We start from the raw sequence: 20,801 nt of genomic DNA, 5'->3' as shown, positions 1-20,801 counted from the left end.
GCGGCCGTCGGCGCACGACGAGCGGTACCGAACGGGTGTATCCGGTCCCCCGCTGCGGGCGCGTTCCTTGCCGTACCCCACAGGTCGTCGTACCTGTACCGATCATGGAACGTCGCGCGGTGTCCCGCACCGCCACCCTGCTCTCCCTCGCACTGTCCCTCGGCGCGGCCACGGTCCTCGCGGCCGCCCCCGCCGCCGCGGCCCCCGCCGGCCCCACGGGCTCCACGGAGGCCGACAGCACGACCAGCGCCACCTCCGAGTCCACGGCCCGGCCCGACGGCGGGCGGACCGTCACCCTCTACTCCGGCCCGGTCCGCGTGCAGCGCGGAGCCGAGTGGCTGCCGGTCGACCTCACCCTGCAGGCCGGGCCCGACGGCGTCGTCCGGCCCGTCGCGGCACCCCACGACCTCACGCTGACCCCGACGGGACCGTCGGTGCGGTACGCGGAGGGCGGGTCGGCGGCCGTCGTGTGGCCGGCCCCGCTGCCCGCCCCGCGGCTCGACGGCTCGACGGCCACCTACCCGCAGGTCCGCCCCGGCTACGACCTCGAGGTCGAGGCGACCCGCGCCGGCTTCGTCGCCTCCGTGCGCAAGGACGGCGCCCCGACCGGCCCCGCGCCGGAGCTGAAGCTGACCGGCAACGCCGAGGCGGTGCCGGACGCGACCGGCTCGCTGACCGAGGCGGAGTCCGCCGTCAGCCGGGTGGTCGCGGCCGCCCCGGTCACCGCCGCGGCGCCGGTTCCCTTCGACACCACCGCGCAGACGACCGTCAAGAACACCGACACCTCGGGCGACCCGGACCTCCGGCTCGGCAGCTACGACGGCAAGGAGGCGGCCCGCAGCTACCTCACGTTCGACCTCACCCAGGCCGGTGCGAGCGGAGGAAGGCCCGCGTCGGTGCGTACGGCGACGCTGGACCTCCACCAGACCTGGTCCGCCTCCTGCCGGCCGCGCGCCTGGGAGGTGTGGACGCTCCCCGCGGGCACCACCGTCGGGCCGAAGCTCCGCTGGGCGAACCAGCCGCAGGGCGAGCGGCTGCGCGCGACCAGCACCGACACCCGCGGCAACGCCGCGGCCTGCGCACCGGGCTGGAGCAGCGTCGACGTGACCGAGCTGGTGAAGGAGTGGACGGCCGCCGGCGCCACGAGCGGCACCGTGATGCTCAAGGCGGCCGACGAGACCGACCCGCTGTCCTGGAAGCGGTTCGCCTCGGCGGAGACGGCGACCGTCCCCCACCTCACCGTCACGCTCGGCTGAGGACCCCCTCCAGGGCGTCGAGGGCCAGGTGCAGGTCCGGCTCCTCGACGACGAGCGGCGGCGAGAGGCGCAGCGTCGGGCCGTGGGTGTCCTTGGTGAGCACCCCGGCCCGCGCGAGCCGCTCGCCGAGCTCGCGCCCGGTACCGAGCGCCGGGTCGACGTCGATCCCCGCCCACAGCCCCGCCCCGCGCACGGCGGTCAGGCCCGGCATCGCGCGCAGCCGCGCCTGCAGGACCTCGCCGAGCGCCCGGGTGTGGGCGAGCACGACGTCGTCGCGCAGGATCCCGATCACCGCCCGGCCGACGGCGCACGCCAGCGGGTTCCCGCCGAAGGTCGAGCCGTGCTGCCCGGGCTTGAGCACACCGAGGACGTCCGCGTCCGCCACGACGGCCGACACCGGCACCACACCGCCGCCGAGCGCCTTGCCCAGCAGGTAGACGTCCGCCTGCACGCCGCCGAGGCCACGGGTCGCGAGCACGTACCCGGTCCGTCCGAAGCCGGACTGCACCTCGTCGGAGATCCACAGCACCCCGGTCTCGCTGCAGATCTCCCGCACCGCACGCAGGTACCCGTCCGGCGGGACGATCACCCCGGCCTCGCCCTGCACCGGCTCCAGCAGCACCGCGACCGTGTCCGGGGTGATCGCGGCGCGCAGGGCCTCGGCGTCCCCGTACGGGACGACGTCGAACCCGGGGGTGAACGGGCCGAACCCGCCGCGGGCCTCCGGGTCGGTGGAGAAGGACACGATCGAGATCGTGCGGCCGTGGAAGGCGCCGGCCGCCACGACCACGCGCGCCCGGTCGGCCGGCACGCCCTTGACCTCGTAGCCCCACTTGCGGGCCACCTTGAGCCCGGACTCGACGGCCTCGGCGCCGGTGTTCATCGGCAGCACCATGTCCTTGCCGAGCAGCGCGGCGAGCTCGGTGCAGAACGGGCCGAGCTGGTCGTTGCCGAAGGCCCGGCTGGTCAGCGTCATCCGGTCGAGCTGGGCGTGGGCGGCGGCGCGCAGCACCGGGTTGCCGTGGCCGAAGTTCAGGGCGGAGTAGCCGGCGAGGAAGTCGAGGTAGCGGCGGCCCTCGACGTCCGTCACCCAGGCGCCCTCGCCGGAGGACAGCACCACCGGCAGCGGGGCGTAGTTGTGGGCGGAGTGCTCGGCGAGCATCCGCTCGTGGTGCGCGGTCGCCGAGAGGGACACGGTGGGCTGGTCCAGAAGGGTCATGCGCGCACCTCCAACGTGCAGCACTTGGGTCCGCCACCGCCCTTGAGCAGCTCGGACAGGTCGACGCCCACGGGCTCGTACCCGCGGTCGCGCAGGGCGGCGGCCAGCCCGGCCGCCGCGGCGGGGAGGACGACGTGCCGGCCGTCCGACACGGCGTTGAGCCCGAGGACCGCCGCGTCGGCCGGCGAGGCGAGCACCGCGTCGGGGTAGCGGCCGGCCAGCACCCCGCGGGAGCGCGGCGAGAAGGCCTCGGGCAGGTAGGCGACGTCGTGCCCGGACAGCACGGCCATCGCGGTGTCGAGGTGGTAGTAGCGGGGGTCGACGAGCTCCAGGCCGATCACGGGGCGGCGCAGCACCCGGGCGGCCTCGGCGTGCGCCCGCGGCTCCGTGCGGAAACCGGTGCCGGCCAGCACGACGTCGCCGGCCACGAGGAAGTCCCCCTCGCCCTCGTTGACGAACGTCGGCTCGGTGTAGGTGCCGACCTCGACCAGCGCCTTGCGGTAGAGCTCGGCCTCGGCGGCGCGCTGCGGGTACCGGAACCGGGCGCCGTAGACCCGGCCGCCGACGACGGTCGCGGCGTTGGCGGCGTAGACCATGTCCGGCAGCCCGGGTTCGGGCTCCACGACGGTCACCTCGTGGCCCAGGTCGAGGTAGGTGCGGCGCAGGGCGTCCCACTGCGCGAGGGCCAGCTCGCGGTCGACCGGCGTCCCGGGTCGCATCCACGGGTTGATCGCGTACTCGATCGCGAAGTGCGTGGGCGGGCACATGACGTAGTGCCGCCGGGTGGGTGTGCGGTCGCCGATGGTGTCGGGACGGGTGAGAACGCTGGTCATCAAGCCTCCCTCGCGCGCCGGGAGTCACGTCCTCGGGACTCCCTGCAACGGTAAAGAGGCCTGCGTCACGCCCACAATCGACGTTCGTTGCCCATCTGCGCTCGATCGTTGCGCGTTCCGTCGCGATAACGTCGTTTCAATGCATGGTCGGCGGCGGCCTGCGGATGAGCGGCGTGAGCACCAGCACGGACTTGGTCCGCTCGACGAACCCCTCGGCCCCGATCTGCTCCAGCACCTGCTCGAAGTGCCGCATGTCCGCGGCGAGGATGCGGACAAGCGCGTCGGCGTCGCCGGACACCGTGCTGGCGTCGACGACCTCGGCCAGCCCGGCGCAGGCGCGGCGGATCGCCGCGGGCGGGGTCGACGGCCGGCAGTAGAGCTCGACGTACCCCTCGACCGCCCAGCCCAGCGCGGCCGGGTCGAGGCGCACCGTGAACGCGGTGATCACCCCGTCGGCCCGCAGCCGGTCCACGCGCCGTTTCACCGCGGACGCCGACAGCCCGACCTCCGCGCCCAGCTCCGCGAAGCTCCGGCGCGAGTCCGCGACGAGCAGCGTCACGATCTTCTCGTCGAGCGGGTCCCAGCGCACCCACCCATCTTCGGCCACGATGTCGTTCATGCACCCCACGGACTGCCCGGACGGGTCCGGCCCCGGCCGGGCCGCGGACCGGGTCTACCGGGTCGACTCGGAGGTCGGGACGCTGCGGCGGGTCCTGCTGCACCGGCCCGGCCTCGAGCTCAAGCGGCTGACCCCGGGGAACAAGGACCAGCTGCTGTTCGACGACGTCCTGTGGGTCCAGCGCGCCCAGGAGGAGCACGACGGCTTCGCCGCGTTGCTGCGGGAGCGCGGGGTCGAGGTGCACCTGTTCGACCGGCTGCTGCGCGAGACCTTCGAGCTGCCGGAGGCGAAGGCCCACGCGCTCGACCGGATCTTCGACGACCGGATGTACGGCCCGCTCGCCGTCGACGCCCTGCGCAACCTGTTCGACGCCATGGACGTGGACACGCTGACCGAGCACATGATCGGCGGCATCACCAAGCGCGAGGTGCTGGAGCGGATCGAGGAGCCGCGGTCGATCGCCTTCCACATCCTGGGCCCGGACGACTTCGTGCTGGAGCCGCTACCGAACCACCTCTACACCCGGGACACCACGGCCTGGATCCACGGCGGCGTCGCGATCAACAGCATGCGCAAGCAGGCCCGGATGCGCGAGACCGTGCACTACGAGGCCGTGTACCGCTGGCACCCACTGTTCGCCGGGGCGGGCTTCGACGTCTGGTCGGCCGGCTCGGTCAACGGGCCCGCGACCGTCGAGGGCGGCGACATCCTGGTGCTGGGCGACGGCGCGGTGCTGGTCGGGATGAGCGAGCGGACCCGTCCCGCGGGCGTCGAGCGGCTGGCGCGGTCGCTGTTCGCCGGCGGCGAGGTGGACCGGATCGTGGCACTGCGGATGCCGCACGGGCGCGCGCTGATGCACCTCGACACCGTCCTGACGATGATCGACCGCGGGACGTTCGTGAAGTACGCCGGGCTCGGGATGCTGCCCTCGTACACGGTCCGGCCGGGCGACTCCGACAAGGAGATGGTCATGACCGACCACCCGCCGGAGGACATGCACGCCGCCGTCGCTGCCGCGCTCGGGCTGGACTCGATCCGCGTGCTCACCGCGGAGCAGGACGTGCACTCCGCCGAGCGCGAGCAGTGGGACGACGGCTGCAACCTGCTCGCCGTGTCCCCGGGCGTGGTGGTGACCTACGAGCGGAACGTCACCACCAACACGTACCTGCGCAAACAGGGCGTCGAGGTGCTCGAGGTCCCGGGCGGCGAGCTCGGCCGCGGCCGCGGCGGGCCCCGGTGCATGAGCTGCCCGGTGCTGCGCGACCCCGCATGATCGACAGCGCCCGTCGAGCGAGGCCGAATACGCAGCGTGTAACTACGCCGAACGAGTGACGCACGGGCGGGTGGGCGCCCGCTCCGCAGGCAACGCCGACCTCGTTGACCCGGCGTGGCCGCCCTCGACGGACAGCGCACCGCGGTGCGCCTCCCCGGATTCCGGACCGTGCTCCGCGCCCTCCTCGTCCTCACGGCCGCCGCGGCCCTGACCGGGGCCGGCGTGGCCGCGGCCTCGCCGCCGGACCCGAAGGCGGCCGCGCCGCTCGCCGCGCCCGCCGCCGTCATGGCGCTCCTCGACGCGCGCACCGCAGCCGGCATGCCGGCCGGCCTCGCGGACTACGGGATCGAGGGCGACGTCGTCGACGTCCGGCTGGTCGGCGACCCCTCCCCCGAGGTGACCGCGCTGTTCGACGGGATCGACCCGGCCCTGTTGCGGCTGGAGACCGGTGCGGGCGTGCCGCAGCACCAGGCGCTGCGCGGCGGCCAGCGGATCACCGGTGGCAACACCCGGTGCACGCTCGGGTTCTCGGCCGGCTCCGGCGCCCAGGACTGGATCATCACGGCGGGGCACTGCACCCGAGAGTCCGACGAGTGGCTCGACGACACGGGCGAGGTCATCGGCGACGGCGCGAAGACCGCGGGCAACGGCGTCGACGTGGGGGCCGTGCCCGTCACCTCGTCGACGGCGGCCCTGCCCGAGGTGGCCTCGGTGCCGGTCCGCGGCACCGTGCCCGCACCCGTCGGCTCCGCGGTCTGCCTCTACGGCAGCACCAGCGGCAAGGCCTGCGGCACCGTGAGCGCCCGCAACCGAACCGTGAACTTCGACGGCCAGCAGCAGCGCGGGATGGTCGTGGCCTCGATCTGCACCGCCCAGGGCGACTCCGGCGGCCCGTACATCACCGCGGACGGGCAGGCGCAGGGCGTGCACAGCGGGGCCGGCAACGGCTGCACCGCCTACTTCACCCCGATCGACCAGGCGCTGAGCTCGCTGGGCCTGACCCTCCGCACCGCCTGACCCGCCCGACGAGGCGCATTATGGCTCCATAACGCACAGAAGCAGGCTCGATAATCGCATTATGGTTCCATAACGCGATCCGAGCGGCCGGAGAATCGCATTATGGTTCCATAGTGCGTCGGGGATTCGGCGGTCAGCGGCCGCGGACCGCGCGGCGGAGCTTGGGCACGCGCTCGGCGAGGACCCGCTCCGCGCCGTGCGCGGTGGGCTCGTAGTAGTCCTTGCCGACGAGCTCGTCCGGCGGGTACTGCTGCGCCAGCACCCCGTCCGGCGTGCTGTGCGGGTAGCGGTAGCCGACGGCGTTGCCCAGCTTCTGCGCGCCCGCGTAGTGCCCGTCCCGCAGGTGCGCCGGGACCGCGCCGACCGCCCCGCCCCGCACGTCCGCCATGGCGGCGTCGATCGCTGCGATCACCGCGTTGGACTTCGGGGCCGTGGCCAGGTGCACCGTGGCCTGGGCCAGCGCGAGCCGTGCCTCGGGCATGCCGACCAGCTGCACCACCTGCGCGGCCGCCGTGGCGGCCTGCAGCGCGGTCGGGTCGGCGAGCCCGATGTCCTCGCTCGCATGCACCATCAGCCGCCGCGCGATGAACCGCGGGTCCTCGCCCGCGACGATCATCCGGGCCAGGTAGTGCAGCGCGGCGTCGGGATCCGACCCGCGGATGGACTTGATGAAGGCGCTGATCACGTCGTAGTGCTGGTCGCCGGCGCGGTCGTAGCGGACCGCGACCTCGGTGACCGCCCGCTCGACCGCGGCGAGGTCGACGACGCCCGTCCCGTCCGCCAGCACCCCGTCCGCCGCCGCCTCGAGCGCCGTGAGGGCCCGGCGCGCGTCGCCCGCGGAGAGCCGGACCAGCGCGGCCTCGCCGTCCTCGGCCAGGGTGACGGCGCCGTTGAGGCCCTGCTCGGCGCTCACCGCCCGGCGGAGCACCTCGCGGACCTCGTCCTCGTCGAGCGACTGCAGCTGCAGGACCAGCGAGCGGGACAGCAGCGGCGACACGACCGAGAAGGACGGGTTCTCGGTGGTCGCGGCGACCAGCAGCACCACCCGGTCCTCGACGGCGCCGAGCAGCGCGTCCTGCTGCGTCTTGGAGAAGCGGTGCACCTCGTCGATGAACAGCACGGTGGAGCCGCCGTGGTAGTCCCGGCGGCGCCGCGCGTCGTCGATCACGGCGCGCAGCTCCTTCACCCCGGCCGAGAGGGCCGAGAGGGCAACGAAGTGCCGCTCGCCCGCCCGGGCCATGAGCCGGGCGAGCGTGGTCTTGCCGGTGCCGGGCGGCCCGTAGAGCAGCACGGACGCCGGGGCACCGCCCTCGAGCAGCCGGCGCAGCGGGGCACCGGGCTTGAGCAGGTGCCGCTGCCCGACCACCTCGTCGAGCGAGCGCGGGCGCATCCGCACGGCGAGAGGCGCGCCCGGGGCCGGGCGCGCCTCCTCCGCGGCGGCCCCGGGGACGTCTCCGCCCGCGGGCTCGCCGATGTCGAACAGGCCGTCAGCGCTCATCGGTGTCCAGGGTGCCACCCGGCACCGACGATTCGGGGCGGCAGGTCAGGTCTGCAGCTCCTGCACCAGCGTCGGCGTGCCGACCTGGGGGTTCTCCTTGTTGCGCAGCGAGGCGTAGGTGACCACCGCGACGCCCGCCGCGGCCAGGGTCACCGGCAGCGTCAGGATGTTCACGATGATCGACCGCGAGAGGCTGTTCGGGTCGGTGAAGGTCGAGACGATCGCGCTGATGATCCCGCTGTAGACCGCCGCGGCGATCGCGAAGGTGACCAGCCGGCCGAACGTGCCCCAGAACTCGCGGTTGACCAGCTCGAACGTCCGGCCGATGCCGGCCCGCTCGTACATGATCACGCCGGTCAGCGAGGCCACGAACACCACGCTGAGGTAGATGCCCGGGATGACCAGCAGCAGGAAGCCGATGAAGACCAGGATCCCGGCGAGGATGCCCCAGCCCAGCAGCGGCAGAGCGCGGCGGGCGGCGAAGGACAGCGCCTCCCCGGCGCCGACCGGCTGCTCCGCGGCCTGCCGGGTGACCACGTAGACGGACGCGCCCTGCGCCAGCAGGGACACGGCGACCACGATGATCAGCGACAGGCCGCCGCCGATCGCCACGCCGACCCAGCCGCCGCCCGCGGCGACGATCACCGCGATCAGCGCGCCGATGATCAGGGCCGGCAGCGCGGTGGCGATCTGGATCAGCAGCAGCGGCTGCCAGCTCCGCTTGAGCACCGCGAGGACCTTCGTCCACCAGTCCGAGAAGTCCGCAGCGACCAGCGGGTCGGCGAGCGGCGCGGCCGCCCCGCCCGGGTACTGCGCGGGCTGGCCGTAGCCGTAGGGCTGCTGGCCGTACCCCTCGGGGCCGTAGCCCGGCGGCGGGTAGTTCTGCTGCCCGTATCCCTGCTGCGGGTAACCCTGCTGCCCGTACCCCTGCTGCGGGTATCCCTGCTGGCCGTAGCCCTGCTGCCCGTACCCCTGCTGCCCGTACCCCTGCTGCTCGGGACCGGGCGGCGGGTAGCCGTGCTGCCCGTATCCCTGGCCGGGCTGGCCCGGACCGCCCCCGCGGCCCGGCGGCGGGGCCTGCCCGTACCCCTGCGGAGCCGGCCCCTGGGCGTGTCCCGGTGGCGGGTAGCCGCCCGGCGGCTCCTGCCCGCCCGGCTGCGGCGGTGCCGAGCCGGGCTGCGGGGCGCCCTGCTCGCCGTGCTGGTGGCGGTCGTCACCCGACGGGTTGCTCATACCGCGCAAGGTAGAGGGTTTGCCCACGTCGGTCACCGGGTCGGAAGTCCTGTGATCGGTTTGCAACCTGATCGAGTTCGTCCCAACAGCTGGGAAGTCGTTTCCGGATCGCAGGACGCGAGCGCAGTATCGGGACGGGCGCCGGTCCACCCGATCCCGCGCCCGTGCTCCGCGGACGACCCCCGCGGGACGGCCCGGCCCTCCCGGTGACCACCGGGAGCGCCCGGGCCCCCGCCCTTGATCCCCCTCTCCGCGAGGCCCACATGACCGACACCGATCTCCGTCCCGCCCCGCCCGCCTCGCCTGCACGGCCCCCGGTCGCGCTCGCCGCCCGGCTCGCCGGGATCCGCGGTTCCGCGATCCGGGACCTGCTCACCCTCACCGCGCGCGACGACGTGCTGAGCCTCGCCGGCGGCCTGCCCGCCGCCGACCTCATGCCGCGCGGGCGCATCGCCGCGGCCGCCGACCGGGCGCTCCGGTCCCCCGCCGCCGTGCAGTACTCCGAGACGGCCGGGCTCGCGCGGCTGCGCGAGGTCGTCGCCGCGCACGAGACCGGCCGGACCGGCCGGGCGGTCGCCCCCGCCGACGTCGTCGTGACGAGCGGGTCGCAGCAGGCCCTGGACCTGCTCGCCCGCGCCCTGCTCGACCCCGGCGACCCGGTGGCCGTCGAGGACCCGGTGTACGTCGGGGCGCTGCAGGTCCTGCAGGCCGCGGGCGCCGACGTGCACCCGTTCCCGCTCGACGCCGACGGGCTGCGCGTCGACGTGCTGGAGGAGCGGCTCGCCGCCGGGTTCCGGCCCCGGCTCGTGCACACCGTGTCCAGCTTCCACAACCCGCGCGGCGTGACGATGAGCCAGGAGCGCCGCCGGGCCCTGTGCGGGCTGGCCGAGCGGTACGGCTTCCTCGTCGTCGAGGACGACCCCTACGGCCTGCTGGCCTTCGACGGCGCACCGCCGCTCCCGCTGGCCGCGCACGGCGACCACGTCGTGCGGCTGGGCAGCGCGTCGAAGGTCCTGGCCCCGTCGCTGCGGGTCGGCTGGCTGGTCGCGCCGCCGGTGCTGGCCGCGGCCGTCGAGCGGCTCAAGCAGTCCACGGACCTCTGCGGCTCGTCGCTCACCCAGATGATCACCGCGGAGCTGCTGGCCGACGAGGAGTGGTTCGCCGCGCACGTCGACGGCGTCCGGCGGGAGAACCGGGGCCGGGCCGCGGCGCTCACCGCCGCGGTCGACGCCGAGTTCGGGTCGTCCGTCACCCGGTCCACCCCGACGGGGGGCATGTTCTGCTGGCTGGAGTTCGCCGACGGCACCGACACCGCCGAGCTCCTGCCGAGGGCCCTGGAGCACGGGGTCGGGTTCGTCCCCGGGAGCGCCTTCTCGGTGGACCCGGCCGCCGACGGCGGTGCCGGCCTGCGGTCCGCCGCGCGGCTCTGCTTCGCGACCTACCCGCCCGATCAGCTGACCGAGGCCGTCCGGCGGCTCGCCCGAGCCGCTTCCGTGCGGATCGCTGAGTAGGGTCGGGGACCGTGCGCGAGATCCTGGAACTGCTGGAGCGGGACGCGTCGCTGAGCCACGACACCCTGGCCACCATGACCGGCCTGCCCGTCGCGGAGGTGTCGGCCCAGATCGCGGCGTGGGAGAAGGCGGGCGTGATCCGCCGGTACAAGGCGGTGGTCGACTGGGAGAAGGTCGACGGCTCGGAGTCCACCGAGGTCACCGCGTTCATCGATGTGGCGGTCGCCCCCGCGCGGGGCGTCGGGTTCGACGACGTCGCGGAGCGGATCTCCCGGTTCGACGAGGTCCGCAGCTGCTACCTCGTCTCCGGGGGGCACGACCTGCGGTGCACGGTCGTCGGGTCGAACATCCGGGCGGTCAGCGACTTCGTGAGCCGCAAGCTCTCGACCATCGACCGGGTCACGGCCACCGCCACGCACTTCGTGCTCCACACGCACAAGCGCGACGGCGACACCTTCTTCGAGCCCGAGCCCGACCACCGGCTGCGTGTGACCCCGTGAGGACCGCCCGATGAAGCCGCTCAACGACGTCATCGCCGCCTGCCCGCCGTCGGGCATCCGGCGCTTCTTCGACATCGCCGCCGAGATGGACGACGTGATCTCCCTCGGCGTGGGCGAGCCGGACTTCGTCACGCCGTGGCGGATCCGCGAGGCCGGCATCTTCGCCCTCGAGCACGGCTACACCACCTACACCTCCAACGCGGGCCTGCCGGAGCTGCGCAGGCTGATCTGCGAGGACCTGGAGAAGCGCTACGGGGCGCGGTACGCGTGGGACACCGAGTGCCTGATCACCACCGGTGTGTCCGAGGGGCTGGACCTGGCGCTGCGGGTACTGCTGAACCCCGGCGACGAGGTGATCGTGCCGGAGCCCTGCTACGTGGCCTACGAGCCGTGCGTGTCCTTCGCCGGCGGCACCCCGGTCCGGGTGGCCACGCGGTGGGAGGCGGACTTCGCGATCGACCCCGACGCCGTCGAGGCCGCGATCACCCCGCGCACCAAGGCGATCCTCATCGGCTCCCCCGCGAACCCGACGGGCGCGGTCCAGCCGCGCGCGGCGCTGGAGGGCCTGGTCCGGCTGGCCGAGAGGCACGACCTCTACCTGATCTCCGACGAGATCTACGACCGGCTCACCTACGACGACACCCACGTCTGCCTGGGCGCCGTGCCCGGGGCGCGGGAGCGGACCGTGGTGCTGGGCGGGTTCTCCAAGGCCCAGGCGATGACGGGCTGGCGGGTCGGCTGGATCTGCGCGCCGCAGGCCGTGGCCGAGCTGTGCGTGCGGGTGCACCAGTACACGATGCTGTGCGCACCGCACGTCTCGCAGATCGCCGCGGTGGAGGCGCTCAAGGAGGCCGAGGGCGACGTCCGCGAGATGGTCGCCGACTACGACCGCCGGCGCCGGGTGTTCGTGAAGGGCCTGCGCGAGATCGGGCTGGAGTGCCCGGAGCCCGGCGGCGCGTTCTACGCCTTCCCGTCCATCCGCGCGTCGGGGCTGGACTCGGAGACCTTCGCCGAGCGGCTGCTCCACGAGGAGAGCGTGGCCGTGGTGCCCGGCGACGTGTTCGGGCCCTCCGGCGAGGGGCACATCCGGTGCTCGTACGCGACGGCGCTGCCGCAGCTGGAGGAGGCGCTCGTGCGCATCGACCGGTTCCTCGGGTCGCTGCGGTAGCCGGATCGCGATCACAACCGTCGCCGGATCGCAACACTGTGCGGCGTGGCGTTCACAGCACGGCAACTCGACGGGTGCATCCTCCGGGGGCATGGACGGCACACCTGTCACCGCCCGCACGCTCCACTCCTGCACCGCCTGCGCCTGCCCGCGGACCGCGGCCGACGTGCGCGGTCTGGCCTGGAGCAGCCACCACGTCGACGGCGTGGTCGGCTGGCTCTGCGGGCCCTGCACCCGCGCCCACCTGTTCGAGATCGAGACGGGGCAACCGGTCCGCCCCGCCTCGCTCCCCCGGTCCGCCTAGGGAGGCTCACCTGCTCCGGTCAGGCGGCCCGCGCCCGCCCGCCCGTGAGCAGGCCGTGCAGGATCACCGGGCCCAGGTCGCGGCCGCGGCGCACCAGCCAGGGGGTGCCGCGGACCACGATCCACGCGGCCCGGTGGAACGCGGTGATCTCGCGTCCACCGCCGCAGGCGGTCGGCACGGGGGCGGGCACCGCGAAGCCCGCGCCCGCGAGCAGCTCGCCCGCGGCCCGGGCCAGCAGCCGGTGCCCCAGCTCGGAGGGGTGCAGCCGGTCGACGCTCCACGCCGCGCGCTCGTAGCCGCCGGGGAGCAGGTGCAGGTCGAGCACCCCCACGGCCGGCCCGCCCGCGCTCGCCCCGTCGATCGCCGTGTCGATCGCCGTGTTCAGGGCGGTCACCCGCGTCCGCAGCGCAGCGCGCAGCCGCCCGGGCAGCCGGAACACGCGGGTGTGGTCGTGGTAGCGCAGCACCACCGGGAACGTGCCGGCCGCGGCGAGCTCCGCCAGCGTCGCGGTGAGGTCGGCGCGGATGCCGTCCGGGTCGAAGTCCGAGCGCAGGGTGTCGTTCATGCCCGCGCAGATCACCGCGGCCTCGGGCCGGGCGGGCAGCACCGCGGCGAGCTGGGCCCCGCGGACGTCGGCCATCCGGGCGCCGGTGCGGGCAGGGTTGAGCAGCCGGGTCTCCGCGCCGAGGGCGTCCCGGAGCAGGACCGGGAAGCCGCGCCAGCCGCCGCCGGGCAGCGGGTCGCCCAGCCCGACGGCCGTCGAGTCGCCGAGTGTGGCCAGGGTCGAGACGGTCCGGGGCGTCGGGAGGGTCGCGGGGGTCGGGAGGGCACGGACGGGTCGCACGCTCTGCACGGACACGAGCGCATGATCGGGTCGCGAGGCTCCGCCGGGGTGTGCGCGTGGTGACGCGTCGCCGACGGCTCCGCGAACTCCCGGGCGAACTCCCGCGCCCGGGAGCCCTCAGACCAGGCTGCGGAAGGCGGGGTAGACCGGCAGCCGGCCCGTGCCGTTGTCCGCCGGGTCGTCGAACCGCTGCTGCAGGGCGCCGGCCATCCGATCGGCCAGCTCGACGGTGGCCGGCCGCCCACCGTCCGCCGCCGCCCCCGCGAGCCGCCGCCAGTAGTCGGCCAGCGCGGCGCTGATCCGCGGCGACCGGCCGGGGTCGATCCCGATGCGCGACTCGCCGGCCACCGCGCGCGGCAGCAGCCACCACGTGCACAGCCAGACCCACAGCAGCTGGGCGTCGAGCAGGCGGGCCCGCAGGAGCGCAGGGTCGTCGAGGTCCGGCCACACCGTGGCGATCTCGTTGCGCCAGGCCTCGAGCATGGCGTCGGCCATGCCGTCGGGGAGCGCGAAGCTCGACTCGCACGCCGGGAACGGGACGCGGAAGTAGGCGGCGTCGAGCGCGACGTCGCGGAAGCAGCCCCACTCGAAGTCGACGAACCGCACCCCACGGCTGGTCACGAGGTTGTTGTCCGGGCAGGTGTCCGACGGGCTGAACGCCCGGTAGCGGGTGCCGCCCAGCAGCCGCGCGGTCTCCCGGGCCTCCGTCTCGGCCGCCGCGCTGACCGTCACGCCCAGCACCTCGGCGACCAGCTCGGGCACTCCCGCGAAGGCGGCGCGCGCCTCGTCCGCCACCGGGTCGCGACGGGCCTTCTCCCCCAGCCGGCGCAGCAGCGCGCCGAAGTCGTTCTCCCGGCCCGCGGTGGCGGCCTGCATCCGGCCGAGCGCCCGCGCCCAGCTCAGCAGGCACCGCTGCGCCGCAACGGGATCCGGCGCGAACAGCATGTCGGCCAGCGTGGAGCTGCGGCCCAGGTCCTCGAGCACCAGCAGCCGGGCCGCGGGGTCGTGCGCGATGAGCACCGGGCTGGGCCGGGCGTCGGCCGGGAGCGCGGTGAACAGCTGGCAGCTCGCGACCTCGAAGTGGAAGGGATCCGGCCGGTTCGCGTCGGGCTCGCCCACGTACTGCTTCACCACGAGGGTGCGCGGCAGGGAGAACGGGTTGCGCGCCACCCGGGCACGCGCCACCACCGACCGTTCGCTGCCACCGAGGTCCTCCGGGTCCGCGAGGACCACGGTGGCCCCGGCCCGCCGGGTGAGCAGGCGTTCCGCCGCGGCCAACGCGGTGAGCACGGGCCTGGGGAAGCCGGCCAGGTCGCGTGACATCAACGTCGACCCTACCCCGACGAGAGCGCCCGGCCGGCGTCCCTGCGCCGCCGGGAGCGTCGGGCCACCAGCAGCGCGAGGGCGGCCGCGACCACGATCCCGACCAGGTTCACCGCCAGCTGCAGCGCCGACAGCCCCGCCTCCCGCCACCGGCCCTCGACCGCCGCCACGGAGGCGAACGCGGCCGCGGGCACGGTGGTGACCGAGATGAACACGCCGACCAGGCTCGCCGCCTTGGCCGACGTGAGCGCGAGGATCCCGGCGAGGCCCGCCAGCACGGCGACGATCAGGGAGAAGGGGCCGACCTCGTAGATGAACTCGACCTGGTCGAGGTGGTCGAGCGTGCTGCTCGACAGCAGCCCGGTGGCGTCGAACAACAGCGTCGCCAGCGCGGTGATGGCCATGCCGAGCGGGAAGCCGACGAGCAGGGCGAGGCCGCCGCGCCGCAGGAGGTCTCGGCGGCGCAGCACCACCCCCACCGCCACGGCGGCGAGCGGACCGAACTCCGGCCCCAGCACCATCGCCCCGACGACGAGCACCGGCGAGTCCGTGATCGCGCCGATCGCGGCGAGCAGGCAGGCGATGGTGAGGAAGGCCTGGAAGGAGAAGCTCAGCCGGGACTCCTCGCCGGTCCGGGCGATCAGCTCGTCCCAGACGACGGCGTCGGAACCCTCGCCGGGCGCGGCCTCCTCCGCCTCGTCCGCGGCGTCGGACAGGACGGTGTCGAGGACCTCGAGGGTCACCGCGCCGTCGTGGTCCAGCCCGAGGTCGCGGAGCCGGCCGAGCAGGGCGTCGGCGCACTCGCGGGCGACGTCCGCCTCGAGCACGTCGCCCGCCGGGCGCACGGCGGCGCCCGGCAGCCCGATCAGATGGGCGACACCCGGCTCCTCCGCCAGCACCGCCCGGACCGCGTCCGTGCGGTCCGGCGGGCTGATCACACGCAGGTGCAGCACGATCGGACCCGGGTCAGGCCCCGCCGCCCTCCGCGTCCTTCGCGGCGGCCCTCGCGTCCACCTTCTGGTCCGCCTGCGCCGCCGGCTTCGGCGGGACGGCGTCGACCCCGGCCTCCTTGCGCTGCTCCGGGGTGATCGGGGCGGGCGCCGCGGTGAGCGGGTCGTAGCCGCCGCCGGTCTTCGGGAAGGCGATGACCTCGCGGATCGAGTCCTCGCCGGCGAGCAGCGCGGTGATCCGGTCCCAGCCGAACGCGATGCCGCCGTGCGGGGGCGGGCCGTAGGCGAAGGCGTCGAGCAGGAAGCCGAACTTCTCCTGCGCCTCCTCCTCGGACAGGCCCATGATCTCGAAGACCCGCTTCTGGACGTCCGCCCGATGGATACGGATGGACCCGCCGCCGATCTCGTTGCCGTTGCAGACGATGTCGTAGGCGTAGGCCAGCGCGTTGCCCGGGTCGGACTCGAACTTGTCGATCCAGTCCGGGGTCGGCGAGGTGAAGGCGTGGTGCAGCGCCGTCCACTTGCCGTGCCCGACGGCGACGTCGTCCGTCTCGTCGGCCGCCTCGAACAGCGGGAAGTCCACGACCCAGACGAAGGACCAGGCGTTCTCGTCGATGGCCCCGATCCGCCGGGCGATCTCGCCGCGCGCGGCGCCGAGCAGGGCCCGGGCCTCGTTGGGGCGGCCGGCGGCGAAGAAGATGCAGTCGCCGGGGTTCGCCCCGACGGCGGCGGGCAGCCCCGCGCGCTCCTCCTCCGACAGGTTCTTGGTCACCGGGCCCTTCTCGGACACGGTGCCGTCCTCGTCGACCAGGACGTACGCGAGGCCGCGGGCGCCGCGCTGCTTGGCCCACTCCTGCCAGGCGTCGAGCTGCTTGCGCGGCTGCGAGGCGCCGCCGGGCATCACGACCGCACCGACGTACGGGTTCTGGAAGACCCGGAAGCTCGTGGACGCGAAGTACTCGGTCAGCTCGGTGAGCTCGATGTCGAAGCGCAGGTCCGGCTTGTCCGAGCCGTAGCGGGACATGGCCTCGGCGTAGCTGATCCGCCGGATCGGGCGCGGGACCTCGTACCCGACCAGCGCCCACAGCGCCGCGAGGACCTCCTCGGACAGGGCGATCACGTCGTCCTGCTCGACGAAGCTCATCTCGATGTCGAGCTGGGTGAACTCCGGCTGCCGGTCGGCGCGGAAGTCCTCGTCCCGGTAGCAGCGCGCGATCTGGTAGTAGCGCTCCATGCCGGCGACCATGAGCAGCTGCTTGAACAGCTGCGGGCTCTGCGGCAGCGCGTACCAGGAGCCGGGCTTGAGCCGGGCCGGCACGAGGAAGTCCCGGGCGCCCTCGGGCGTGGAGCGGGTCAGCGTCGGCGTCTCGATCTCGACGAAGTCGTGCCCCTCGAGCACGGTGCGCGCGGCCTTGTTCACGGCGCTGCGCAGCTTGATCGCCGCGGCGGGCTCCGGGCGGCGCAGGTCGAGGTAGCGGTACCGGAGCCGGACCTCCTCCCCGACGCCGGTGTGCTCGTCGATCGGGAAGGGCAGCGGCGCGGACTCGGAGAGCACGACGAGGTCGGTGACCGTGACCTCGATGGCGCCGGTCGGCAGCTCGGGGTTCTCGTTGCCCGCCGGCCGCGCGACGACCTCGCCGGTCACCTGCAGGCAGAACTCGGAGCGCAGGCGGTGCGCGCGCTCGGCCATCTCGCCCTCGCGGAACACGATCTGGGCGGTGCCCGAGCTGTCCCGCAGGTCGACGAAGATCACGCCGCCGTGATCGCGGCGACGGGCCACCCATCCGGCGAGGGTCACGGTCTGGCCGGCGTGCTCGGCACGCAGGGTGCCGACGGGGTGGGTTCGCATCACGGTCGTCGAGGTTATCCGGCCCCCTCCGGGGTCCGGCCAGCAGGTTTCCCTCCGGCGGTCGCAGTCCGCGGCGCGGCGGTCACCGCGGGCCCGGCGGACTCGCGACCGGCGCGGGGAGCGTGCGGCGACGGCCCGACCGACGAGGCGATCAGAGCAGGGTGAGCTGCTCGACGACCGGGGCCGCCAACCGTTCGGCGGGCGGTGCGCCGTGCGGGAAGCCGTCCCCGCCGGTGCGCTGCACCCCTGCGCTGCGGTCCAGCCCGTGCCGGCGCAGCAGCGGGCGGACCCGCTCGGCCAGCGCCCGGCGGTACTCCGGGTCGACGTAGGCCCCGCCCCGGTACAGCCGCTCGTAGGCCGGCACGAGCGCCGGGTACTCCCGCGCGAGCCAGTCCATGAACCACTCCCGCGTGCCCGGGCGCAGGTGCAGGGCGAGCACGCTGACCCCGGACGCGCCGGCGGCCCGGACCCGCTCCAGCAGCGCGTCGAGCGCCTCGGCGGAGTCGGTGAGCAACGGGAGCACCGGCGCGACCATCACGCCGCAGTCCAGGCCGGCGTCGGCGATCCGCTTGACCAGGTCGAGCCGGGCCGGCGGCGAGGGTGTGCCGGGCTCGAGCCGGCCCTGCAGCGCGCGGTCGGCGAGCGCGAGCGACACCCCGAGCCCGACCGGCACCTCCCGCGCCGCGGCGGCGAGGTCGGGCAGGTCGCGGCCGAGCACGGTGCCCTTGGTCAGGATCGAGAACGGGGTGCCCGAGCGTGTGAGCGCCCGGATGATCTCCGGCATCAGCCGGTACCGGCCCTCCGCGCGTTGGTAGGGGTCGGTGTTGGTGCCCATGGCCACCGGTTCGCGGGCCCAGCTCGGGCGGGCGAGCTCGCGCGCCAGCACCCGACCGACGTTCACCTTCACCACGATCTGCGAGTCGAAGTCCGCCCCCGCGTCGAGGTCGAGGTAGGTGTGGGTGTTGCGCGCGAAGCAGTAGACGCACGCGTGCGAGCAACCCCGGTACGGGTTCACGGTCCAGCCGAAGGGCATCGGCGAGCTCCCCGGCACCCGGTTCAGCGCGGACTTCGCCTCCACCTCGTGGAACACCGTGCCCGCGAACTCCGGTGTGCGCACCGACCGCAGCAGGCCCCGCAGCCCGGGCAGGGCCGCCGCCTCCCCCACACCGTCCGTCAGCACCTGCTGTCCGCTCCACCGCATCCACCCAGTCGAACACATGTTCGAGTCGCCCGCAACCGTCCTCGCCCATCCGGCGGGATCGGCCGCCGTCGGCCAGGCTGCCCCCATGAAGGCGAAGACGACGACGCTCGTGGTGATGGGGGTGTCGGGGGTCGGCAAGTCGACCGTCGCCGAGGAGCTCGTGCGGCGGACGGGCTGGGTCTTCGCCGAGGGCGACGACCTGCACCCCGAGGAGAACCGGCGCAAGATGGCCGCCGGTCACCCGCTGACGGACGACGACCGGTGGCCGTGGCTGCGCCGCGTCGCCGGCTGGATCGGCGAGCAGGAGGCCGCCGGCCGCAGCGCCGTCGTCACCTGCTCGGCGTTGCGCCGGAAGTACCGGGACGTGCTCGTCGAGGGGCACCCCTCCGTCCGGTTCGTGCACCTGCAGGCGTCGCCCGACGCCCTGGCCTCCCGGCTGGCCACCCGCCGCGGCCACTACATGCCCGCCTCGCTGCTGCAGAGCCAGCTGGACACGCTCGAGCCCCTGGAGCCCGGTGAGCCGGGCCGCACGGTGAGCGGCGAGGGCGATCCCGGCGCCGTCGTCGACCGGGTCCTCGCCGAGCTCGCCCCGACCGGAGGTGTCGCATGACCACGTCACTGGTGCTCGCGAAGGCCCAGGAGACCGCGCCGGCCGCGGGGGCGACGCAGCTCGTGATCGCCGCCCTGCTCGGGATCGCGGTGATCGTCCTGCTGATCACGTGGCTGCACGTCCACCCGTTCCTGGCGCTGATCGCGGGCACCGCGGTGCTCGGGGTCGTCGGAGGGCTCGGTCCGGGGAAGACCGTGGACAGCTTCACCGACGGCGTCGGCTCGACGGTCGGCGGCGTGGGCGTGCTCATCGCGCTCGGCGCCATGATCGGAGGCCTGCTGCGGGACTCCGGCGGTGCCGACCGGGTCGTCGAGGCCGTGACGAGCCGGGTCGGCCCCAAGGGGATGCCGTGGGCACTCGCCGGCGTGGCGGCCCTGATCGGCATCCCGCTGTTCTTCGAGGTCGGCGTGGTGCTGCTGGTGCCGGTCGTGGTGCTGGTCGCCGCGCGCACCCGGCTGTCGGTCATCACCGTCGGCATCCCGGCCCTGGCCGGTCTGTCGGTCCTGCACGGGCTCGTCCCGCCGCACCCCGGCCCGCTGGTCGCGATCGACGCCCTCGGCGCGGACCTGGGCCTGACCCTGCTGTTCGGTCTGCTCGTGGCCATCCCCACGGTGGTCGTCGCGGGCCCGCTGTTCGGGCGCGTCGCATCGCGCTGGGTGCCGCTGCCGCCGCCCCCGGCGAGCGCGGCGGTCGAGGGCGGGTCCGGCGTCGAGGGCCGGCCCGACCCGCCCGCCGACCGCGACGCCCCGGCCGACAGATTCGACCGGGCCGACGGTGCCGACGGTTCGGCCGGGAGCAGCGGGACGGGGACGCGCACCGGCGAACGGACGGGCCGCCGGGTGAGCGTCGGCGCGGCGGTCGCCGTCGTGCTGACCCCCGTCGTCCTCATGCTGGTCCGGGCGATCGCCGAGATCGCGCTGCCCGAGGACAACGCGGTCCGGGGTGTCCTCGAGGTGCTCGGCGAGCCGATCGTCGCCCTGCTCGTCGGCGTGGTCGTCGCCATGCTCGCGCTCGGGCTGCCCTCCGGGATGGACCGGCGGGGGCTCACCGCCTCGGTGGGCGGCGCACTGCCCGCGATCGCCGGCATCCTGCTCATCGTCGGCGCGGGCGGCGGGTTCAAGCAGACACTGGTCGATGCGGGCCTCGGCACCCTGATCGGGCAGTGGGCCGGCGCGGCCAACCTGTCCCCGCTGATCCTCGGGTGGCTCGTCGCGGTCGCGATCCGGGTGGCGACGGGCTCGGCGACGGTCGCGACGATCACCGCGGCCGGGATCGTCGCGCCGCTCGCCGCCGGGCTGCCGCCGGCGACCGTGGCCCTCCTGGCCCTGGCCATCGGCGCCGGGTCGCTGTTCTTCTCGCACGTCAACGACGCCGGCTTCTGGCTGGTCAAGGAGTACTTCGGGCTCACGGTGGGGCAGACGATCAAGAGCTGGTCGGTCATGGAGACCGTCATCTCGGTCGTCGGCCTGCTGCTCGTACTGCTGGTGTCGGTGTTCGTGTAGCGCGCCGGGTGCCGAGGGCGGTTGCCGGCCCGACATCGCGACGGGTGAGGATGCCGGGGTGGCCCCGCGCGACCCGTCGTCCGACAGCGGG

General features: G+C 74.6%; 19 protein-coding genes. 9 read left to right on the top strand and 10 right to left on the bottom strand.

Annotated elements, in window-relative coordinates; translation table 11 throughout:
* Positions 1-119 precede the first annotated feature (119 nt).
* Positions 120-1,256, top strand: coding sequence for a DNRLRE domain-containing protein (locus PKE99_RS22030; protein ID WP_037044360.1), 1,137 nt, complete (start codon positions 120-122; stop codon positions 1,254-1,256).
* On the opposite strand, the gene rocD is transcribed toward PKE99_RS22030, so the two are convergent.
* The 3 genes from rocD to PKE99_RS22015 form a co-directional block, all read right to left on the bottom strand.
* Positions 1,243-2,475, bottom strand: a complete 1,233-nt coding sequence (rocD, locus tag PKE99_RS22025; protein WP_037044359.1) for an ornithine--oxo-acid transaminase — start codon at positions 2,473-2,475, stop codon at positions 1,243-1,245. The genes PKE99_RS22030 and rocD overlap by 14 nt on opposite strands.
* The gene (ddaH, locus tag PKE99_RS22020) at positions 2,472-3,308 is read right to left on the bottom strand and encodes a dimethylargininase (protein ID WP_051737238.1); all 837 of its coding nucleotides are present in this window, start codon (positions 3,306-3,308) and stop codon (positions 2,472-2,474) included. The genes rocD and ddaH overlap by 4 nt, the downstream gene beginning before the upstream one ends.
* Positions 3,309-3,444: 136 nt before the next feature.
* Complete coding sequence (locus PKE99_RS22015; protein ID WP_231498161.1) at positions 3,445-3,927, bottom strand: Lrp/AsnC family transcriptional regulator; 483 nt, start codon at positions 3,925-3,927, stop codon at positions 3,445-3,447.
* Between PKE99_RS22015 and PKE99_RS22010 the strand changes: the two genes are divergently transcribed.
* Together PKE99_RS22010 and PKE99_RS22005 are read left to right on the top strand one after the other, a co-directional pair.
* Positions 3,926-5,200: an arginine deiminase gene (locus tag PKE99_RS22010; RefSeq protein WP_051737237.1), complete on the top strand. Its 1,275-nt coding sequence runs from the start codon at positions 3,926-3,928 to the stop codon at positions 5,198-5,200. The genes PKE99_RS22015 and PKE99_RS22010 overlap by 2 nt on opposite strands.
* A gap of 114 nt (positions 5,201-5,314) precedes the next feature.
* Complete coding sequence (locus tag PKE99_RS22005; RefSeq protein ID WP_037044357.1) at positions 5,315-6,217, top strand: S1 family peptidase; 903 nt, start codon at positions 5,315-5,317, stop codon at positions 6,215-6,217.
* A 133-nt stretch (positions 6,218-6,350) separates the two neighbouring features.
* On the opposite strand, the gene PKE99_RS22000 is transcribed toward PKE99_RS22005, so the two are convergent.
* Both PKE99_RS22000 and PKE99_RS21995 read right to left on the bottom strand, forming a co-directional pair.
* Positions 6,351-7,715, bottom strand: coding sequence for a replication-associated recombination protein A (locus tag PKE99_RS22000; RefSeq protein WP_037044356.1), 1,365 nt, complete (start codon positions 7,713-7,715; stop codon positions 6,351-6,353).
* A 45-nt stretch (positions 7,716-7,760) separates the two neighbouring features.
* Positions 7,761-8,948, bottom strand: coding sequence for a hypothetical protein (locus PKE99_RS21995; RefSeq protein ID WP_037044355.1), 1,188 nt, complete (start codon positions 8,946-8,948; stop codon positions 7,761-7,763).
* A 263-nt stretch (positions 8,949-9,211) separates the two neighbouring features.
* Between PKE99_RS21995 and PKE99_RS21990 the strand changes: the two genes are divergently transcribed.
* The 4 genes from PKE99_RS21990 (at position 9,212) to PKE99_RS21975 (ending at position 12,431) form a co-directional block, all read left to right on the top strand.
* Positions 9,212-10,459 carry an aminotransferase-like domain-containing protein gene (locus PKE99_RS21990; protein WP_037044354.1) on the top strand — a complete coding sequence of 416 codons (1,248 nt, stop codon included), beginning with the start codon at positions 9,212-9,214 and terminating at the stop codon, positions 10,457-10,459.
* 11 nt (positions 10,460-10,470) lie between these two features.
* Positions 10,471-10,959 carry an Lrp/AsnC family transcriptional regulator gene (locus PKE99_RS21985; protein WP_037044353.1) on the top strand — a complete coding sequence of 163 codons (489 nt, stop codon included), beginning with the start codon at positions 10,471-10,473 and terminating at the stop codon, positions 10,957-10,959.
* Positions 10,960-10,969: 10 nt separating this feature from the next.
* Positions 10,970-12,127 (top strand): aminotransferase class I/II-fold pyridoxal phosphate-dependent enzyme, encoded by a 1,158-nt coding sequence (locus tag PKE99_RS21980; RefSeq protein WP_037044352.1) that lies wholly within the window; start codon positions 10,970-10,972, stop codon positions 12,125-12,127.
* Between the two features lie 91 nt (positions 12,128-12,218).
* Complete coding sequence (locus PKE99_RS21975; protein WP_037044351.1) at positions 12,219-12,431, top strand: hypothetical protein; 213 nt, start codon at positions 12,219-12,221, stop codon at positions 12,429-12,431.
* A 19-nt stretch (positions 12,432-12,450) separates the two neighbouring features.
* Here the strand turns inward: PKE99_RS21975 and PKE99_RS21970 are convergent, their stop codons facing one another.
* The 5 genes from PKE99_RS21970 to PKE99_RS21950 all read right to left on the bottom strand — a co-directional run bounded on the left by PKE99_RS21970 (position 12,451) and on the right by PKE99_RS21950 (position 18,598).
* Complete coding sequence (locus tag PKE99_RS21970; protein ID WP_231498160.1) at positions 12,451-13,290, bottom strand: GDSL-type esterase/lipase family protein; 840 nt, start codon at positions 13,288-13,290, stop codon at positions 12,451-12,453.
* A 102-nt stretch (positions 13,291-13,392) separates the two neighbouring features.
* Entirely contained in the window at positions 13,393-14,598 is a 1,206-nt protein-coding gene (locus PKE99_RS21965) for a hypothetical protein (RefSeq protein ID WP_037044349.1), read from the bottom strand.
* An 11-nt stretch (positions 14,599-14,609) separates the two neighbouring features.
* Complete coding sequence (locus PKE99_RS21960) at positions 14,610-15,551, bottom strand: DUF389 domain-containing protein (RefSeq protein ID WP_037044347.1); 942 nt, start codon at positions 15,549-15,551, stop codon at positions 14,610-14,612.
* A 13-nt stretch (positions 15,552-15,564) separates the two neighbouring features.
* Positions 15,565-17,400, bottom strand: a complete 1,836-nt coding sequence (gene aspS / locus PKE99_RS21955) for an aspartate--tRNA ligase (RefSeq protein WP_037044345.1) — start codon at positions 17,398-17,400, stop codon at positions 15,565-15,567.
* A gap of 148 nt (positions 17,401-17,548) precedes the next feature.
* Entirely contained in the window at positions 17,549-18,598 is a 1,050-nt protein-coding gene (locus tag PKE99_RS21950; RefSeq protein ID WP_037044343.1) for an Rv2578c family radical SAM protein, read from the bottom strand.
* Between the two features lie 85 nt (positions 18,599-18,683).
* On the opposite strand from PKE99_RS21950, the gene PKE99_RS21945 reads away from it, so the two are divergent.
* Entirely contained in the window at positions 18,684-19,208 is a 525-nt protein-coding gene (locus PKE99_RS21945; RefSeq protein WP_037044579.1) for a gluconokinase, read from the top strand.
* Complete coding sequence (locus PKE99_RS21940; RefSeq protein ID WP_037044341.1) at positions 19,205-20,710, top strand: GntT/GntP/DsdX family permease; 1,506 nt, start codon at positions 19,205-19,207, stop codon at positions 20,708-20,710. Before PKE99_RS21945 ends, PKE99_RS21940 begins: the two co-directional genes overlap by 4 nt.
* The last annotated feature ends 91 nt before the right edge of the window (positions 20,711-20,801 follow it).

Source organism: Pseudonocardia halophobica (genome assembly GCF_027922425.1).
Taxonomy (GTDB): domain Bacteria; phylum Actinomycetota; class Actinomycetes; order Mycobacteriales; family Pseudonocardiaceae; genus Pseudonocardia; species Pseudonocardia halophobica.
The sequence above is the reverse complement of the archived record's forward strand: the minus strand, read 5'-3'. Positions and strand labels throughout refer to the sequence as shown.

Excerpts from the sequence above, each read along its gene's own strand:
- PKE99_RS22000 (WP_037044356.1), bottom strand. The coding sequence starts at position 7,715 with ATGAGCGCTGACGGCCTGTTCGACATCGGCGAGCCCGCGGGCGGAGAC.
- PKE99_RS21965 (WP_037044349.1), bottom strand. The coding sequence starts at position 14,598 with ATGTCACGCGACCTGGCCGGCTTCCCCAGGCCCGTGCTCACCGCGTTG.
- PKE99_RS21950 (WP_037044343.1), bottom strand. The coding sequence starts at position 18,598 with ATGCGGTGGAGCGGACAGCAGGTGCTGACGGACGGTGTGGGGGAGGCG.
- PKE99_RS22015 (WP_231498161.1), bottom strand. The coding sequence starts at position 3,927 with ATGAACGACATCGTGGCCGAAGATGGGTGGGTGCGCTGGGACCCGCTC.
- PKE99_RS21940 (WP_037044341.1), top strand. The coding sequence starts at position 19,205 with ATGACCACGTCACTGGTGCTCGCGAAGGCCCAGGAGACCGCGCCGGCC.
- PKE99_RS21975 (WP_037044351.1), top strand. The coding sequence starts at position 12,219 with ATGGACGGCACACCTGTCACCGCCCGCACGCTCCACTCCTGCACCGCC.
- PKE99_RS22010 (WP_051737237.1), top strand. The coding sequence starts at position 3,926 with ATGCACCCCACGGACTGCCCGGACGGGTCCGGCCCCGGCCGGGCCGCG.
- PKE99_RS21980 (WP_037044352.1), top strand. The coding sequence starts at position 10,970 with ATGAAGCCGCTCAACGACGTCATCGCCGCCTGCCCGCCGTCGGGCATC.
- PKE99_RS21945 (WP_037044579.1), top strand. The coding sequence starts at position 18,684 with ATGAAGGCGAAGACGACGACGCTCGTGGTGATGGGGGTGTCGGGGGTC.
- PKE99_RS21990 (WP_037044354.1), top strand. The coding sequence starts at position 9,212 with ATGACCGACACCGATCTCCGTCCCGCCCCGCCCGCCTCGCCTGCACGG.
- rocD (WP_037044359.1), bottom strand. The coding sequence starts at position 2,475 with ATGACCCTTCTGGACCAGCCCACCGTGTCCCTCTCGGCGACCGCGCAC.
- PKE99_RS21995 (WP_037044355.1), bottom strand. The coding sequence starts at position 8,948 with ATGAGCAACCCGTCGGGTGACGACCGCCACCAGCACGGCGAGCAGGGC.
- ddaH (WP_051737238.1), bottom strand. The coding sequence starts at position 3,308 with ATGACCAGCGTTCTCACCCGTCCCGACACCATCGGCGACCGCACACCC.